This window comes from Pseudoalteromonas thalassia (assembly GCF_049257215.1).
In the GTDB taxonomy this organism is placed as follows: Bacteria; Pseudomonadota; Gammaproteobacteria; order Enterobacterales; family Alteromonadaceae; genus Pseudoalteromonas; species Pseudoalteromonas lipolytica_C.
The window spans coordinates 15611-30421 of record NZ_JBMMUE010000018.1 but is presented as its reverse complement, the minus strand read 5'-3'; the positions used below and the strand labels follow the sequence as shown (position 1 = coordinate 30421).

General features: G+C 40.9%; 15 protein-coding genes and 2 tRNA genes. 12 read left to right on the top strand and 5 right to left on the bottom strand.

The features are described from left to right. Positions 1–100: 100 nt before the first annotated feature. The gene (locus AAEU31_RS17640; RefSeq protein ID WP_421967898.1) at positions 101–3799 is read right to left on the bottom strand and encodes a S8 family serine peptidase; all 3699 of its coding nucleotides are present in this window, start codon (positions 3797–3799) and stop codon (positions 101–103) included. A gap of 232 nt (positions 3800–4031) precedes the next feature. Here AAEU31_RS17640 and AAEU31_RS17635 point away from each other — a divergent pair, with 232 nt between their 5' ends. Then, positions 4032–4502, top strand: coding sequence for a DUF2721 domain-containing protein (locus tag AAEU31_RS17635; RefSeq protein ID WP_135923138.1), 471 nt, complete (start codon positions 4032–4034; stop codon positions 4500–4502). Between the two features lie 91 nt (positions 4503–4593). Beyond that, positions 4594–5046, top strand: coding sequence for a c-type cytochrome (locus tag AAEU31_RS17630; protein WP_135923137.1), 453 nt, complete (start codon positions 4594–4596; stop codon positions 5044–5046). Positions 5047–5106: 60 nt separating this feature from the next. Here AAEU31_RS17630 and AAEU31_RS17625 read toward each other — a convergent pair whose 3' ends face one another. Further along, positions 5107–5757, bottom strand: a complete 651-nt coding sequence (locus AAEU31_RS17625) for a cytochrome b/b6 domain-containing protein (RefSeq protein WP_135923136.1) — start codon at positions 5755–5757, stop codon at positions 5107–5109. A 141-nt stretch (positions 5758–5898) separates the two neighbouring features. Here AAEU31_RS17625 and AAEU31_RS17620 point away from each other — a divergent pair, with 141 nt between their 5' ends. The 3 genes from AAEU31_RS17620 (at position 5899) to AAEU31_RS17610 (ending at position 7570) form a co-directional block, all read left to right on the top strand. Beyond that, on the top strand, positions 5899–6606 hold the full coding sequence (locus tag AAEU31_RS17620) for an AzlC family ABC transporter permease (RefSeq protein WP_421967897.1): 708 nt from the start codon (positions 5899–5901) through the stop codon (positions 6604–6606). Beyond that, on the top strand, positions 6603–6902 hold the full coding sequence (locus AAEU31_RS17615; RefSeq protein ID WP_135923134.1) for an AzlD domain-containing protein: 300 nt from the start codon (positions 6603–6605) through the stop codon (positions 6900–6902). The genes AAEU31_RS17620 and AAEU31_RS17615 overlap by 4 nt, the downstream gene beginning before the upstream one ends. Positions 6903–7087: 185 nt before the next feature. Further along, positions 7088–7570, top strand: a complete 483-nt coding sequence (locus AAEU31_RS17610; protein WP_421967896.1) for a glutathione peroxidase — start codon at positions 7088–7090, stop codon at positions 7568–7570. Between the two features lie 56 nt (positions 7571–7626). On the opposite strand, the gene AAEU31_RS17605 is transcribed toward AAEU31_RS17610, so the two are convergent. Next, positions 7627–7815 (bottom strand): PA3496 family putative envelope integrity protein, encoded by a 189-nt coding sequence (locus tag AAEU31_RS17605; protein ID WP_036974357.1) that lies wholly within the window; start codon positions 7813–7815, stop codon positions 7627–7629. A gap of 392 nt (positions 7816–8207) precedes the next feature. Here AAEU31_RS17605 and AAEU31_RS17600 point away from each other — a divergent pair, with 392 nt between their 5' ends. Beyond that, positions 8208–9008, top strand: a complete 801-nt coding sequence (locus AAEU31_RS17600) for a YggN family protein (protein WP_235383899.1) — start codon at positions 8208–8210, stop codon at positions 9006–9008. Positions 9009–9070: 62 nt separating this feature from the next. Here the strand turns inward: AAEU31_RS17600 and AAEU31_RS17595 are convergent, their stop codons facing one another. Then, positions 9071–10513, bottom strand: coding sequence for an aminotransferase-like domain-containing protein (locus AAEU31_RS17595; RefSeq protein WP_421967895.1), 1443 nt, complete (start codon positions 10511–10513; stop codon positions 9071–9073). A 101-nt stretch (positions 10514–10614) separates the two neighbouring features. Here AAEU31_RS17595 and AAEU31_RS17590 point away from each other — a divergent pair, with 101 nt between their 5' ends. Further along, positions 10615–11544, top strand: coding sequence for a DMT family transporter (locus AAEU31_RS17590; protein WP_135923129.1), 930 nt, complete (start codon positions 10615–10617; stop codon positions 11542–11544). A gap of 54 nt (positions 11545–11598) precedes the next feature. Here the strand turns inward: AAEU31_RS17590 and AAEU31_RS17585 are convergent, their stop codons facing one another. Next, entirely contained in the window at positions 11599–12447 is an 849-nt protein-coding gene (locus AAEU31_RS17585; RefSeq protein ID WP_421967894.1) for a diacylglycerol/lipid kinase family protein, read from the bottom strand. Positions 12448–12771: 324 nt separating this feature from the next. Between AAEU31_RS17585 and AAEU31_RS17580 the strand changes: the two genes are divergently transcribed. The 5 genes from AAEU31_RS17580 (at position 12772) to AAEU31_RS17560 (ending at position 14799) form a co-directional block, all read left to right on the top strand. Beyond that, a complete protein-coding gene (locus AAEU31_RS17580) occupies positions 12772–12912 on the top strand; it encodes a hypothetical protein (protein ID WP_167350231.1) in 141 nt (46 codons plus the stop codon). A gap of 227 nt (positions 12913–13139) precedes the next feature. Beyond that, positions 13140–13230, top strand: a tRNA-Ser gene (locus AAEU31_RS17575). Between the two features lie 53 nt (positions 13231–13283). Continuing rightward, a tRNA-Ser gene (locus AAEU31_RS17570) sits at positions 13284–13376 on the top strand. 111 nt (positions 13377–13487) lie between these two features. Continuing rightward, a complete protein-coding gene (locus AAEU31_RS17565; RefSeq protein WP_281547353.1) occupies positions 13488–13967 on the top strand; it encodes an RNA-binding protein in 480 nt (159 codons plus the stop codon). A 64-nt stretch (positions 13968–14031) separates the two neighbouring features. Then, on the top strand, positions 14032–14799 hold the full coding sequence (locus tag AAEU31_RS17560; RefSeq protein ID WP_421967893.1) for an MBL fold metallo-hydrolase: 768 nt from the start codon (positions 14032–14034) through the stop codon (positions 14797–14799). Positions 14800–14811: the final 12 nt, after the last annotated feature.

Sequence of the window (14811 nt, the reverse complement as noted above, 5' to 3'; positions counted from 1 at the left end):
GTCCCTAATATAAGTAATTAACCGTGAATTTATAAGTAGCCTTTGTGAAGCAATGTAAAAAGGGAGCTGAAGCTCCCTTTATTAGTTACTTATCAAGCAATTACTTTTGCTTACGACGACGCATAAATGCGAACGGCGCAGCAAGTAATGTTAACCATGCTAGTGAACCTGACGATTTTTTCTTCTTAGGTTCTTCAGCAACAACGTCTTCGCTTGGGTCTTGAGTTACTGCAATAGTAATCGTCACCGCTTCAGACATATTGCCTGCAGAGTCAACTGCTGTCACTGATACTTCGATAGAGGTTGTTTGCTCATAATCGATTGCACCCGCAACCATTAACTCACCTGTATCGCTGATGCTGATGCTATCACTGCCTGTCACTTCATAAGTTGCGATAGGAGTCAGATCTGCATCTGGGTCAGTCGCAGTCACAGTGCCAATTACAGTACCTTCTGCTGCGTTTTCTTGAACCGTGAACTCACCAAGATCAGCATCGATCACTGGATTAACTTCTTCTGGCTCGTCAGCAACGTTCATAACTTCAACAGTCACCATCGCAGGTTCAGAGATATTGCCTGCAGAATCTGCAGCAACAACTTCAAGCTCAATAGACGTAAGGCCTGCATCGTAATCTAGCATCTCTGCATTCATTACCACAACTTCTCCAGCCGCGTTCACAGAAACCGCTGTAGAAGAAGAGCTCAGTACGATGTACTCAGAAATTGGATTTGCAAGTTCAGCACCGTAAGTCGCTTCAAGCATACCGATAACAGTACCTTCAGCGCTATTTTCATCAACGCTGAACGAAGCATCGGCAAGCTCAGGCGCTGTATTAGCATCTGCACTCGGTGTTGCTGCATATGCTTTAGAACCAGAATCAGATAGGATCATGAAGTCTGCACCAGCATTCAATAATGTTGCTGAAGCGCCTGGTTCAATTGAACTTACAGCCTCACCAGATTCATCAACAAGCGCTGCATAGACATCATTTGATGCATCAGTGAATGTATATGTGCCCATTGCAACATCGCCTTCGCCTGATGCTATTGGAGTCCAAGTTTCTTCTTCTGTACGGAAACGTACATTTGCAGTTGCTTTACCAATATCATCAGCCGTTAGACCAAATGCACCTAAACAACTTTGCATCGTTAGATGGTTATTACCAATAATTTGGTAAATGTTATTAAGATTACCTGAAGAGCTACCGTAGCCATGAGTGAAGGTAATAGCAGTGCCTGGCTCAACATCGTAGAACCATTCTAACTTGCCATTTTGTACTGTAACGTCGTACGTGCCATCCTGATCAAGATCGAAGTCAGCCATGAAGCCACCCACATAAGAGTGAGTGATACCATCATTTAGTACCATAGTTGTTAATGTTACATAACCGCTATCACAGACCTCTGCTGGTACTGCAAATGTTTCAATCGATGCGCCAACTAAGTCTAATCGTTGATCTTCATCGACTTCATCAGTCGCTACCGTTGGTGCAAACACTGGCTCTAAAGCAACAGCGCCAGTATTTGTCAGTTGGTGAGCAACACCATCATCAGTCATGACTGGCATAAAGCTCATTGCTGCATTCGCTTTTGGCAATACGTGGTAAACAAGGTGGAATGCTTTCTCGTCACCATCTGAGAATATTAACGCACCGTCTAACTCAAGGTTCGTTAAATCCGTCGTTGAGTCTTGAGAACCAATGTTGTCATCAGTCAAAGTCCACTCAGGTAATGTTGTCGGGTCGATTGTCGCAGTGACATCAAATGACAGCATTTGACCAGCTGGAACTGTGATTGTTTCTGGGTAATCAAGTGAGAATGAACCACGTTCTATATCGTCTTGATAACGCTGTTCAAGTGAAAGCGTATAAACCTTTGCTTCATTTGAGAAGTTTTTAACGTGAACAGTTTTAGTTAGTTCTACTGTTTCTGATGCATTTACTAAACCAAATGAAAGCGCAGCTTGTTTAGTATCTGCAGCCCACGCAGCAACTGGTAAGTTAGCCGCTTTATTTACGTCAACTAAACCTGCCCCGATATAACTAATTGGCGCAAGCTCAGCATCAGGGTTAATCGCTAATGGCTCCATTGTGACATTGAGGTTAGCAGTGTTCATTAGCGTAGCTTTTAACTCAAGTGCATTACGTTCAGGCAGTGCTTCTTTTAATAAACTCACCGCACCAGCCGTGATTGGACCTGAGAATGAAGTACCTGTTGCGCCAGTAAGACCATCACCTAAACCTGGGTGAGCAGTCATGATGTTTACACCTGGTGCTGTAATTTCAGGTTTTAACAGACCACCCATTGAAGGACCACGCGATGTGAAGTCAGCAATAGCGCCAGAAAGAACTAAACGTTCAACTGTTAGGTTAAATGTACCGCCTGCTTTAAGTGCTGTACCTGCGGCAAATGTTACGCCGACAGAAGGGATAGTTACACTTGGATCAGAACCACCCATAGGAGCTGGCGTACCATCATCGTTATTGTTTGCAATAATAACAAACTCTGCACCTTTAGCTTGTGCTGCTAATACTTTAACTGTAAATGCACATGCACCACGGTCGATGATAACTCCCTTACCAGTAAAATCTACGTCATCAGCAAACGCTTCACATGCTGTTTGGTTCGCATCTGGGTAAACAAGTTCAATATCGTCATTTGAGAAACTAAACGCAGTTTGAGGACCAAAACTTGCTGGCTGCACAATTGCTTCTTCGCCATTAACTGTACCACTACCAATTGACTCAGCACCTGTAGGGTGAGTCATTGCCCCAACAGAAAGAGCATGCTCAGTGGTACTTGGGCCACCAACGATAAATGGATATGCGCCATCATTACCTGCAGAGATAACCACGTTGGTACCTAGTTTAACTGCTTGGTTGATGAATAAGCCTACAGCATCATTTGCAATATCACCGTAATCACCACCTAAAGACATGTTGATTACGTCAACACGGTCACTGATATCACCATTACCATCTGGGTCCATTGCACTTTCAAGCGCTAATAATTGCGCAAGACCAGGACAACCACTATTACATACAGAGTAAACGAATAAATCTACGTTTGGTGCGATACCGTTAACCGAGTGAGAAACGTGTGTACCATGATTTGTATCTACATCAATTGGATCATTATCATTATTGATGTAGTCATAACCGCCTAAAACTTTACCTTGTGGCCAATCAACTGATGCAGGATCAGCAATCGCAGCAGCATATGCTTCATCAGTACCTTCACCACCGAATGCTTTGTGTGTGTAGTCGATACCTGTATCAAGTACCGCAACGCGAACACCTTCACCTGTTGCTAAACCATTCGCGACAAGAGGTGTTGCCTCAATATAATCGGCACTGTCTGCAACATGCAATTCATAATCATAAACAGGGTAGATACCCTCAACTTGCGCGTTAGAGAGAAGCTTTGCAACGTCCTGCTTATTACCATTGACTACGATTGAGCTGACAAGTGTTGATGTTTTCGCAACAACTTGCAGTGGTAAATCCATGCTGCTAATCGCTTGCTCTACACTTACTTGTGCCGCTTGTGCTTGTGACTGAATACTCGCAATATCTGCACCACGTGATGTTGCATTTACTGTTGCTGGTGCATTTAACTTAACTAACCAACTTGTTGCTTCGCTGCGAACTTTTTGCTCTTTTTTAGTAACAGCACTTGATTTAATTAACTTTTTGCCTGCTAGATTGTATTTTGAAAAGTCATTGGCTTGTGCACTAGCGCACATTGCACTTGTTACAGCCAAAGCAACTGCTGTTCTTTTTATTAGATTTTTAGACATGGGTTCCCCTGGGATATGTTATTTTATCGTCCTAAATAGTGATTGAAACAAAGTTTCAACACCAATATAAAGCGTAAACACACTCAAGAACAACATTTCAGTTACATTATAGTTACAGTAAATTTGTTGAATGCGAGAAAAAAACTGGCAAGACTTTGTTTTAAAAGCGTTTAATGGAAAAGCATGGGTTGTAAATATTTGTAAATGAATCAAATGCAAAAAGGTAAACATAATGAACTCAGAGGTCATTAATATTCTTACTATGGCTAAGGTGATTCAAACAGCCGTAGCCCCGGTATTCTTAATTACGGGTATTGCTGCCACATTAGGTGTGTTATCTAACCGTCTAGCCCGCATTACCGACCGTGCAAGGCAGCTTGAGCGTAAGTTAAAGGTCAGTACTGATGAAGACTTTAATAAGTCTCTAACGACTGAATTAAGAGCGTTATTGAAGCGCTCGCGCTGTATCCATATTGCATTTAGTGCAAGTGTGCTTAGTGCTTTATTAGTGTGCGCTGTGGTTATGTGTTTATTTCTATCACATATCCAATCTATTAACCTAAGCGTGACAATTGCCAGTTGCTTTGTGGCCGCTATGGCCCTGTTGATCTGTGGTTTTTTATCTTTACTAGGCGAGGTTTTCTTAGCAACCAGAAGTATGCGCCGCGGGATGATATTCGCCGATATTGATATAAATGATTAATTAAGGTTAACCGCAATACACTTGAATATTATATTGAGCTAAGATACAACTCAGTTAGTTTACTTTTATGACATCTTAAGGGGCAAAAGGAATGAAATTAAAACAATTAGTATTAGGTGCAATGCTATCTACAATGGCACTAGGCGCATCAGCAAATTCTGTATTTGAAGAACCAAGTGATGCAATCGAGTATCGTCAGGCAGCATTTTCAATGATCCGCGTACAAATTGGTGACATGGGCGATATGCTAAAAGGAAAAGTACCTTTTGATGCTGAACGCTTTCAAAAGCGTGCCAACAATGCAGCTGCACTATCAAAAATGCCTTGGGAAGCTTTTGTAGCGGGTTCTGATAAAGGCGATACATCTGCACTTGCTGCTGTATGGAGCGATAACGAAACCTTTATGAAAAAAGCAGTTGCTTTCCAACAATATGCTGATGAACTAGCAGTTGCAGCACAGAGTGGCGATGAAAAAGTAATTGGTAAAGCATTTGGCGCATGGGCTAAAGGCTGTAAAGATTGCCATAAATCTTTCAAAGACTAGTCTAGTAATTATGTAAACTAAAAAGGCGCTGATAAGCGCCTTTTTAGTATCTTGAGAAGTCTACCCAAGCAAATAACTGAGCGGCTCTGCACCCCAAGTTGTAAATAGCACCACTAAGCACACAGCAAAAATAATAAAAGCGAGCATAGGTGATTTAGTGACAGGCTCAGTGACTGAAACCTGGTCGCTACTGCCCGTCAGCATAGGTTTGACTAAATTCTTTCCCTTAATGCGGTAAATCACAATAGCTAATACATGCAACACAATGGCATACAACAAAATATCAAAGTTCAAATGATGCAACCAACCCGCAAATTCTACGGTATCTGATGATACATGTGCGACTAGCGGGCCGTCAGTTAAGATATCGTCGCTGGTCATAAGTCCCGAGGTTAACTGCACAAGTATTAAAACAAAAAATGCAATCACCATATAACTGCCCGCCGCACCATGACCTGCCTTATGCTCATTGCTTGTAAATGACTTAATTGCAGCAACAGGTGAGTGAATAAGTGCAGAGAGCTTTGCTGTTTTGCTACCAATAAGCCCCCAAACAAGACGTGTAATAATCAGCGCCAAGGTGAAGTAGCCTGCTGCAAAATGCAGCTCTAACATACCCTCTTCAGCACTAAAATAGAGTGTTGCGATGGCTGCAACTAACAACCAATGGAAGCTTCTTATAAAGCCATCCCATACTTTAACTTTCGACATTGTAATTTTCCCTTTAAAAGACGCAAATGATGAATTTCAGCAACGGGTTCGGCTATACATTATTACAAACTTCAGTTATTTTGACACACCTCTATTTCAGCTGTTTTGATCTGAGCCACAACAACAAACATGAGCGATAAAATGCATAAATCAACAATAAGAGCATTACTAAAAGGGTTTTTCGATATGCTCCCCTTGTGCCTTGCAGTGTTACCTTGGGGCATTTTATGTGGCTCGTTAGCCGTCCAAAATGGCTTTAGTGCTTTAGAAACACAAGCAATGTCATTGTTGGTATTTGCAGGCTCTGCGCAGCTAGTCGCAATTGAATTAATGGCCGGCAATACCCCTTTGCTTACTATATTGTTTACCACACTCATTATTAGCTCGCGGCACTTTCTATATGGTTTAGCTATTCGCCACAAAGTCATTGATCAACCTTTTCGTTGGCGCCTTCCTGTTAGCTTTGTACTCACAGATGAATTATTTGCGTTTTCGCACCATCGCAAAGCCTACCGAACAAAAGTGCGCCTTATTTACGCGCTCAGTGCAGGATTTAGTTTTTATATTGCGTGGAATATATGGACTTTGCTTGGCATAGTCGCGGGTAGCTTACTGCCTGACTTAACAGACCTTGGGCTTGATTTTGCCATTGCTGCCACATTTATTGCCTTAGTTATTCCAGGTGTAAAGAACCTTGCTACGTTGGCTACTGTGCTCACCGCTGGCGTTGTCGCTACGCTTTTAAAAAGCCAAGGCTTTCAGCTATGGTTAGTGACTGCAGCGCTAATAGCCATGACAGTAGGTTATTTAATTAGTCGCTGGCAAGCAAAAGAGGTGCATACACTATGATGACCACCATTTTATTGATGGCGTGTATTACCTTTTTCACACGTTACTTATTTTTGCACCGCGCATTACCGTTTAAAGTCGGCCCGAAAATGCAACAATTTTTAAGTTTTAGCGCCCCTGCGGTACTTACCGCAATTTGGGTACCCATCGTCTTTATAAATGAGGGAGAGATTAACTTAGATTGGCAAAACCCTTATTTAAGTGCGGCTGTATTAGCCATTATTGTCGCATATAAAACACATAACATTTATTACACCACGCTTGCAGGCATGGGGCTATTTATCATTTTAAGTTAATCTTTTTTGTCGCTAAATTTGTACTTTGGCCTTTCAGAGCAACATACTTTGAGTTTAAAAAACTGACATCAACTCTAACACTGCTCACAGTTGGCTATAAGGTATAAAGTGTGATTAAAATTTATACTTTTATACCTATCTAAAGCGGGTTAGAATTAATTCAACAATAATAATAAGTGATACCTATGAGTGAATTTTATCAACTGAGTGCCACCAGCCTTCAAGGTCAAACTATTGATTTTAATGACTTTGAAAATAAAGTCGTTCTAATTGTAAATACGGCGAGTAAATGTGGCTTTACCCCTCAGTATGAAGGCTTGCAAGCACTCCACGAAAAATACCATGATCAAGGCCTCGTCATTATCGGCTTTCCATGTAATCAGTTTGGTAAGCAAGAACCGGGAGATGCTAAAGAAATAAAAGAGGGCTGCCTAATTAACTATGGCGTTAGCTTTTTGATGATGAGCAAGGTCGATGTAAATGGCGAACATGCCCACCCTGTTTTTAGATACCTAAAATCAGAGTTACCTGGGTTTATTACCCGCAAAATAAAATGGAACTTCACCAAGTTTTTAATTGGTAAAGATGGCAAAGCTATTAAACGATTTGCTCCTTTAACAAAACCAGAGCAGATCGAAGCTGAGATTATTGCCGCAATAAACAAATAAAATCACATGCCAATAAGCAATAAAGAGGCAAAATGCCTCTTTATTTAAATTTATGCTTAGTCGTTCATGTACTCGTCAAAGTCGTCTTCGCCTAAGTTTCTGCGTAAGCGTTTTTGCTCAAGATAATCTTCTAGCTTCTTCTTAACGCGTTGCTTTTTTTTGTCATGTTGATTACGCCCAACCATTTCGTACTCGTCTTCAACAAAATCGTCATCTAGCGCATCATAACTAAATGTCTTACCCACAACCCACTCCATAAAGTGTTTGAGACCAATTTCACAAATTTAAAGTTTGCTCTGTGAATTGGCAAAGTTTAAAAAGCTCAGTGATTAATTAGTATGTAAAAAACCACCAAAATAAAGCCATATCGCCATGCTAAATGGGTGATATGTCAATATTGTGAATAAATAGCGCTAAATTCGGATTCTGAAAAGTGAGAGTTTTTTATCGTTTCGATAAAACCCATTTATGCATGTTTATTTTTTAGTTAATTTGACCAAATTTTAGTTAAAAATTTAATCCTCATAACTTCTAACTACACTTAATAAAATGATAACCCTATGAAATAAAATAAAAATATAAATTTGGCATTAAGTTTGATTATGTCTAAATGTCATTTCAAACAGGAAAGAAAAAAATGAAAAAGTTATTGTTAGTAAGTTCTTTATTTATCGCTACCAGCGCAATGGCTCATAACGATAATGATACAAATATTTCATTCAGCGGTGAGCAATGTGATGTTGAATTTAAAAATGATGTACGCATCACACCAAGCGAGTTAGAAGTATACACAGCCGATAATCGCTCTATGAAAATCATCGATCAGCACACTTTGTATATCGATGGTCAAAGCGTATCGCTTGATGCTTCACAACAGCAAGCAATTGCAGATTACTCAGACAGCTTACGCAGCCAACTTCCTGAAGTCGCAAATATCGCACTTGATGGCGTAAAAATAGCAGGCGTAGCAATTGAAGAAGTGTCAAAAGCCTTCAACATTGACGGCCTAAACGACATTTCAGAATTAATGGACGATATCAGCGTAGAAGTGCAAAACGCCTTCTATCAACAAGGTGCGTTCACAATGGGTCAGCAAAATTTTGAAAAATTTGGTCAAAACTTTGAAGACCAATTCGATGAGCAAATCGAATCAGCAGTTGAATCAGCCATGATGCAATCAATGGGCAGTATTTTGGTCGCGCTAGGCTCTGAACTTTTAGGTTCGGGTGGCGACATGAATGAGTTTGAACAACGTATGGAAAACATGGGCGCACAAATAGAAGCGCGCGTTGAAACACAGGCAGCTCAACTTGAAGAGCGTGCAGATGCATTATGCGGCAGCTTTGCTGATATCGCTCATAAAGAGCAAGAGTTAGTGGCGCTAGTACCAGAACTAAAAGAGTATCAACTTTTTATCTTCAAACAAAACGCAGAGTAATGAATTAACATCCCTGAACCAAAACACTTGGTCCTTTCGCGCAGAGCTTGCTCTGCGCTTTTTTATTTTTTGGCCAGCACAGTAAGTTGCGATAACGTTTTAATCGCCTGCTCTAAATTTTCAGACCAAGGCAAGCCATAACTTAAGCGAAAACAGCTACGGTACTTTTTACCCGCTGAAAATATCAGCCCTGGAGTAATACTGATCCCCGCTTCAAGTGCCAAATGAAATAATTTTACCGCATCATATTGGCTACCAAGATCAACCCAAATAACACAACCCCCTTGCGGGTTACTTATACGTGCACAACTTGGCATGTGCTGCTGCAAACACCAGATCATACGCTCTTTGTTGGTACTTAAGCGCTGTCTTAGTAAACGAATATTACGATCGTACTCGCCAGTGGCTATAAATTCATACAAGGTCCACTGATTAATAAGTGGCGCAGAGCAACTAAGCGCCCTTTTATAGCGCCTTGCTTGTTCAGCAAACTTACCGGCAATGATCCAACCAATACGGTAACTGGGCGCAGCTGTTTTTGAAAATGACGCGCAGGTGATCACTAAACCCTTTTTTGAATAAGCTTGTGCAGGAGTCGCTCGCTTAGCTGTAAAATGTAGGTCGCCATAAACATCATCTTCAATAAGCACGACATCGCGCTGCTCTAAAAGTGCCACCAATTGTTCACGCTTGGCATCAGGCATAAAGCTGCCAACCGGGTTATTTAATGAGGTAGAAAATACACACGCTTTTATATCATGTTCATCGAGTGCTTGAGCCAAGTCATCTAGCCATATTCCTTCATCAGGACACAGCGGTATTTCCAGTGCCTTTAAACCTAAGCTTTCAATTAATTCGATAATGCCAAAATAGCAAGGCGACTCGATAGCAATAACATCTCCGGGTTTAGCGACACACTTAAGGGCTATCGCCAACGCCTCTTGAGCGCCATTGGTGATCACTAATTCATCGCTATCAACCCCAATGCCGAAGTCTAAATAACGATGAATGAGTTGTTTTTTAAGTGGTGCAAAGCCATCCATCGGACCGTAATTAATTGCCGAGGCGCCAGCGAGCGTCATAACCCGACGCATGGTTCTTGCCAATGCTTTATCTGTCGGTGCAGCGGCCACAGGATTGGCAATACCAAATGGCACCACATTAGCTTTGTGGATAGCGCTATATACTTGTTCTATTAAGCCTTGTTTGTTGACTGTGGTAGGTTCTCGACTCAGCTTGACTCGCTTTGGCCGCGACTGATTTAATTGTGAAGACTTTAAAAAGTAACCTGACTTTTCTCTGGCTTCAATGAGCCCCTGTCCTTCAAGTAATTGATACGCTTGTTTTACCGTCGGAATACTAATATTAAGCTTGTCAGCCATTTTTCTGAGTGAAGGTAATTTTTCACCTGGTAATAACGAGCCTTGCAAACAAAGATCTCTAACTAACTGAATAACTTGTTGATATAAGAACTCACTGTTACTACGACTGATTACTTGTGACATAGCCCACCAAACTGTATAGGTTGCATTTCTAGTTTTCTGTATATGTTAAGTATACAGAAGCGATTTAAAATGAACATACTTTCAATTTTTAGGTACTAACTATGAAAAGCGCTGCTCTCTACCTTGCTACAGTACTGATCTGGGGATCGACTTGGCTTGCTATTGAGTTTCAACTGGGTGATGTCGCTGTTGAGGTCTCTTTATTTTATCGCTTTGCCATTGCAGCCATTTTAATGTGGGCCTTTGTACTCGTAAAAAAACTTCCTATGCAATATTCACTGCGTGATCACGGCTTTTTTGCATTATTAGCTTTATTTAACTTTGGTTTAAATTATTTAGTACTGTATTGGGCGCAGAACTACCTTACCTCAGCAATGGCTTCAATTGCCTTTTCGATGTTGTTATTGATGAACATTATTAACACCCGCTTGTTTTTCGCAAAGCCAATTGCGAAACGAATTTACTTTGGTGCTCTGCTCGGCGTAATGGGTATTGCAAGCTTGTTTTGGCCACAAATTCAGCAATTCGACTTGAGTAATGGTGCATTGGTCGGGTTACTACTTGCGCTATCTGGGACCTTTGTGGCTTCATTGGGTAATATGGTCAGTGTTCGAAACTCTCAGCGAAACATTGGCGTACTTCAGGGCAATGCCTGGGGTATGTTATACAGCGCTTTAGGCCTAGCAGCGTATGTTTTAGTAAGCGATGTTGAGCTTACATTGAATGCCCCAACCAGTTATTGGGTATCGCTTTTCTATTTAGCTGTGTTTGGTACCGTAATCGCATTTGCTTGTTACTTCGCACTACTTAAAAATATTGGCCCTGAGCGCGCAAGCTACGTAATCGTATTATTCCCACTGGTTGCAGTGGTATTAAGTACCTTATTTGAAGGATTCGAATGGCAAGCGAATACCTTTATGGGCTTTAGCCTAGTGTTATTCGGTAATGCTATCGTGCTAACTCCAACTCGACAAATTAAAGCATTTTTTGCTGCACGTAACCTACAGCAAAAAAGCTCCGTCCCCAGTTAGATGTGGCAAGGTCACCTCTAACACCAAGCGCTGGCAAAATATGCCGGCGCTTTTTTATGGCACATGAAAACGAAGCGCTTGTTTGTGCACCTTAACTTTGGCTGGTGTAAAACCAACGAGCTCTCCATCAGCCTCAATACTAAGCCCTTTGGTGGTTACTTCCGCAGTTGTTAAACAGGTATATTTCAGCCTTTTTAAACTATGATGTTTCACAAGTAGTAAATATAAAAAGCTAATCAGGTTTTTCAACAAACCATCTGCTGGCATGCAGTAACAATCAAGCTGACCATCATTTAACTTTGCCCGAGGAGCAATCTTTAAGCCACCACCAAAGTAATGATGATTAGCAAAAATCGTCGCTAAATTACTGTAGCTAAGTGGTTTACCATTAAATTCACCCTGAAGTGACCGTGCCTGAAATGAAAATAGCTGCTTGATACCCTGCCAAGTGTAGCCAAACGAGCTAAAACTTCCGGCTTTGTTTAATTGAGTTACCACCTCAGCATCAAAACCTATCCCCGCTACATTGATAAAATAACGCTGATTTATTTGCCCAATATCAATGAGCTCAGTACGGCTATTGAAAACAGCGTCATGCCAAGCTTGCTGCTTGCGCGCAAAGCCGCGAGCAAAATCATTACCAGTACCTGCAGGAATTAAGGCGATAGAACAATCGCTCGTCATTAATGCATTAACAGCTAAATGTAGCGTCCCATCACCACCAATTACCACAACTTGTGTCTGGCTTTTAGCTAAAAGGGCAATATTCGCGCAATCTTGAAGAAAATTGCCTATGGTTAAATATAACTCAGGCTCAATCTGTCTTTTTTTACATTCTTTTAGTAGCCAATCAACACTATTTTTATGATTTTTTTTGTCACTTGGCTTTATTATTATCAACATTAATGGCACTTCTTTTCTTGCATGGTAAAAACACCACACTCGTTCAAATTATATTAATCTGAATAATTAGTCACTTTCTTACTCTAAAAACGCATAAATCAAAGTAACGACAATTAAAAACCTTTTATTTACTGATACTTCAACACAAAAACAACTGCATAAGCATGCAAAGCTCTGCAGATATAAAAACTTAACCCTATGTTAATGAAAGACTTTCGGATTAGAAAAAGTTATCCGGCAGACTCAATTTTTATCGTTTTATTTTTGTTCAGTTTGGTTGCAAAATACTCACGTTTTCAACCAAACACAACCCGGAGCAAAGTAATGAACCCAATTAATACATTAAACCAAAACGCAGCAGCTCATGTTGCCGTAAAACCAACAAACCGCAAAGCAAAAATGTTGGCAAAGCTTAATCGCTACGGCAAAAAGTTAGCACTTGGCGGCGCAGTACAACACAAGTAACCCCCAACCATGGTTACTTTATCGGTGCAGTAAACAACCAACCACTAACGAAGATCCTTCTTTAGCTCCTCCGTTTACTGCCCCAACCCTCTTCTTTTAAGTCAAAAACAGCAAAAAATTAAACCTTTTTACAAAAAACGTCCTTATTACGCTCAAAAAACAAGCAAACAAACTTTTTCCTATTTACACAGCCGATTCAGCTAAGTATTATTCTCGCATCACGACGTGGAGAGATGGCAGAGTGGTCGAATGCACCGGTCTTGAAAACCGGCAGGGGTTTGTAGCCCCTCTAGGGTTCAAATCCCTATCTCTCCACCACTTATTTTTATTTGTTGATTAATTTCAGCAAGTTACAATCAGAATTATGCGTTGGAGAGGTGGCCGAGTGGCCGAAGGCGCTCCCCTGCTAAGGGAGTATAGGGTTTGTAGCTCTATCGAGGGTTCGAATCCCTCCTTCTCCACCATTTTATTATTTAAAACCGCTTTTTAGCGGTTTTTTTATGCCTAAAAAACTTGCACACTTCAGCCAATTTCATGCATGCTAAATGTATATATTAGTCAAAGTGATTAGTGCTATGCTCCGTTTTGCCTCTTTCGCTGCAGCCTTGTTGCTCAGCTTTTACAGCCAAGCCACGATCTATAAATGCATGATCGATAATGTTGCCACGTTTTCGCAGCAACCATGTGGTAAAGATGCCGAAATAGTTAATATCACTCCACCACCCAAAACCAAGCTACCACCAGAAAAAACGCAAGAGACAAATGAGCTAAGTGTTGAAAACTTTCTCAAAATCAAAGAAGCTGATCGCGAAATTGAGCGCTTAAAACTAGAAAGTAAAGAATTACAAAAAAAGCAAAACGAGCGTATAAAAAAAGTGTACGAAATGACCCAAGATGCTGCAAATAGACTAGGTGCAGCATCGATCGATGATGCCATTAAAAAACAAAGTGAGCGCATCAATGCCTACTATAACAGCCAGTTAAGTATCATAAATAAGCAGATTGAAAAACTAGAAGAGAGTAAAAGGCTACTTACAGAGAAGCAAGACTTCTAACTTACCTAAACTGGTCAGACATGCTATAACAGGGTTTATTAAATTATTAAGGCCTTATGTAGCAATGCACATTCATACTTTAGAAGGTTATATTCAAAACATCTATTTGGTTGAATATCCAGACAAACTAATGCTGCTTGATGGCTGTTGCCGTGCCGATGTTGATACCGTGTTTGATTATATCACCGAGCAACTAAAGCGCCCTGTTACCGACCTAAAACTAATTGTAGTTACCCACATGCACCCAGATCATGCCGGTGGTGCGCATGCATTAAGAAAGTTAAGCGGTGGCAAAATAGCCACGTCGAATGCCCCTGGCCAATGGTATAGAGGTATTGATGGCTTTTTAATGCATTTAACCGATATCGCTTTGGCTTGGTGGGTTGCGGGGAGGTTAAATAAAAAACGCCACAACCTTTGGTACAGCCGCCACCTCGATGCCGACTATTATCTTGCTACCGATGCAATTTTACCCGGCTTTGATGACTGGCAAGCACTTCACACCCCCGGTCATACCGACCGAGATATCAGCTTATACCATATTCCCAGCAAACGAATTTACATTGCTGATTTACTGGTAAAAGTAAAAGGGCAGCTCGTGCCACCCTTTCCTGTTTTTTACCCAAAGCTGTATTTAAACTCTTTACTGATGTTAAAAGCCTTACAACCAAAACGGATTATGTTTGCCCACAGTAACGAAGTCGGTATTGATGACATCGACTTTGAGCAAATTTTAGCGCTGGTCCCCGAAAAACCAATGACGCACTGGCGTTCAGTCAAAGCAAAAGCCCGACAAGCACTTAATCTAATACCAACTCGCAATAACACTTAATTAAGCGTTTTG

Coding starts and splice junctions, on each gene's coding strand:
- AAEU31_RS17640 (WP_421967898.1), bottom strand. CDS start 3,799: ATGTCTAAAAATCTAATAAAAAGAACAGCAGTTGCTTTGGCTGTAACA.
- AAEU31_RS17635 (WP_135923138.1), top strand. CDS start 4,032: ATGAACTCAGAGGTCATTAATATTCTTACTATGGCTAAGGTGATTCAA.
- AAEU31_RS17630 (WP_135923137.1), top strand. CDS start 4,594: ATGAAATTAAAACAATTAGTATTAGGTGCAATGCTATCTACAATGGCA.
- AAEU31_RS17625 (WP_135923136.1), bottom strand. CDS start 5,757: ATGTCGAAAGTTAAAGTATGGGATGGCTTTATAAGAAGCTTCCATTGG.
- AAEU31_RS17620 (WP_421967897.1), top strand. CDS start 5,899: ATGCATAAATCAACAATAAGAGCATTACTAAAAGGGTTTTTCGATATG.
- AAEU31_RS17615 (WP_135923134.1), top strand. CDS start 6,603: ATGATGACCACCATTTTATTGATGGCGTGTATTACCTTTTTCACACGT.
- AAEU31_RS17610 (WP_421967896.1), top strand. CDS start 7,088: ATGAGTGAATTTTATCAACTGAGTGCCACCAGCCTTCAAGGTCAAACT.
- AAEU31_RS17600 (WP_235383899.1), top strand. CDS start 8,208: ATGAAAAAGTTATTGTTAGTAAGTTCTTTATTTATCGCTACCAGCGCA.
- AAEU31_RS17595 (WP_421967895.1), bottom strand. CDS start 10,513: ATGTCACAAGTAATCAGTCGTAGTAACAGTGAGTTCTTATATCAACAA.
- AAEU31_RS17590 (WP_135923129.1), top strand. CDS start 10,615: ATGAAAAGCGCTGCTCTCTACCTTGCTACAGTACTGATCTGGGGATCG.
- AAEU31_RS17585 (WP_421967894.1), bottom strand. CDS start 12,447: ATGTTGATAATAATAAAGCCAAGTGACAAAAAAAATCATAAAAATAGT.
- AAEU31_RS17580 (WP_167350231.1), top strand. CDS start 12,772: ATGAACCCAATTAATACATTAAACCAAAACGCAGCAGCTCATGTTGCC.
- AAEU31_RS17565 (WP_281547353.1), top strand. CDS start 13,488: ATGCTCCGTTTTGCCTCTTTCGCTGCAGCCTTGTTGCTCAGCTTTTAC.
- AAEU31_RS17560 (WP_421967893.1), top strand. CDS start 14,032: ATGCACATTCATACTTTAGAAGGTTATATTCAAAACATCTATTTGGTT.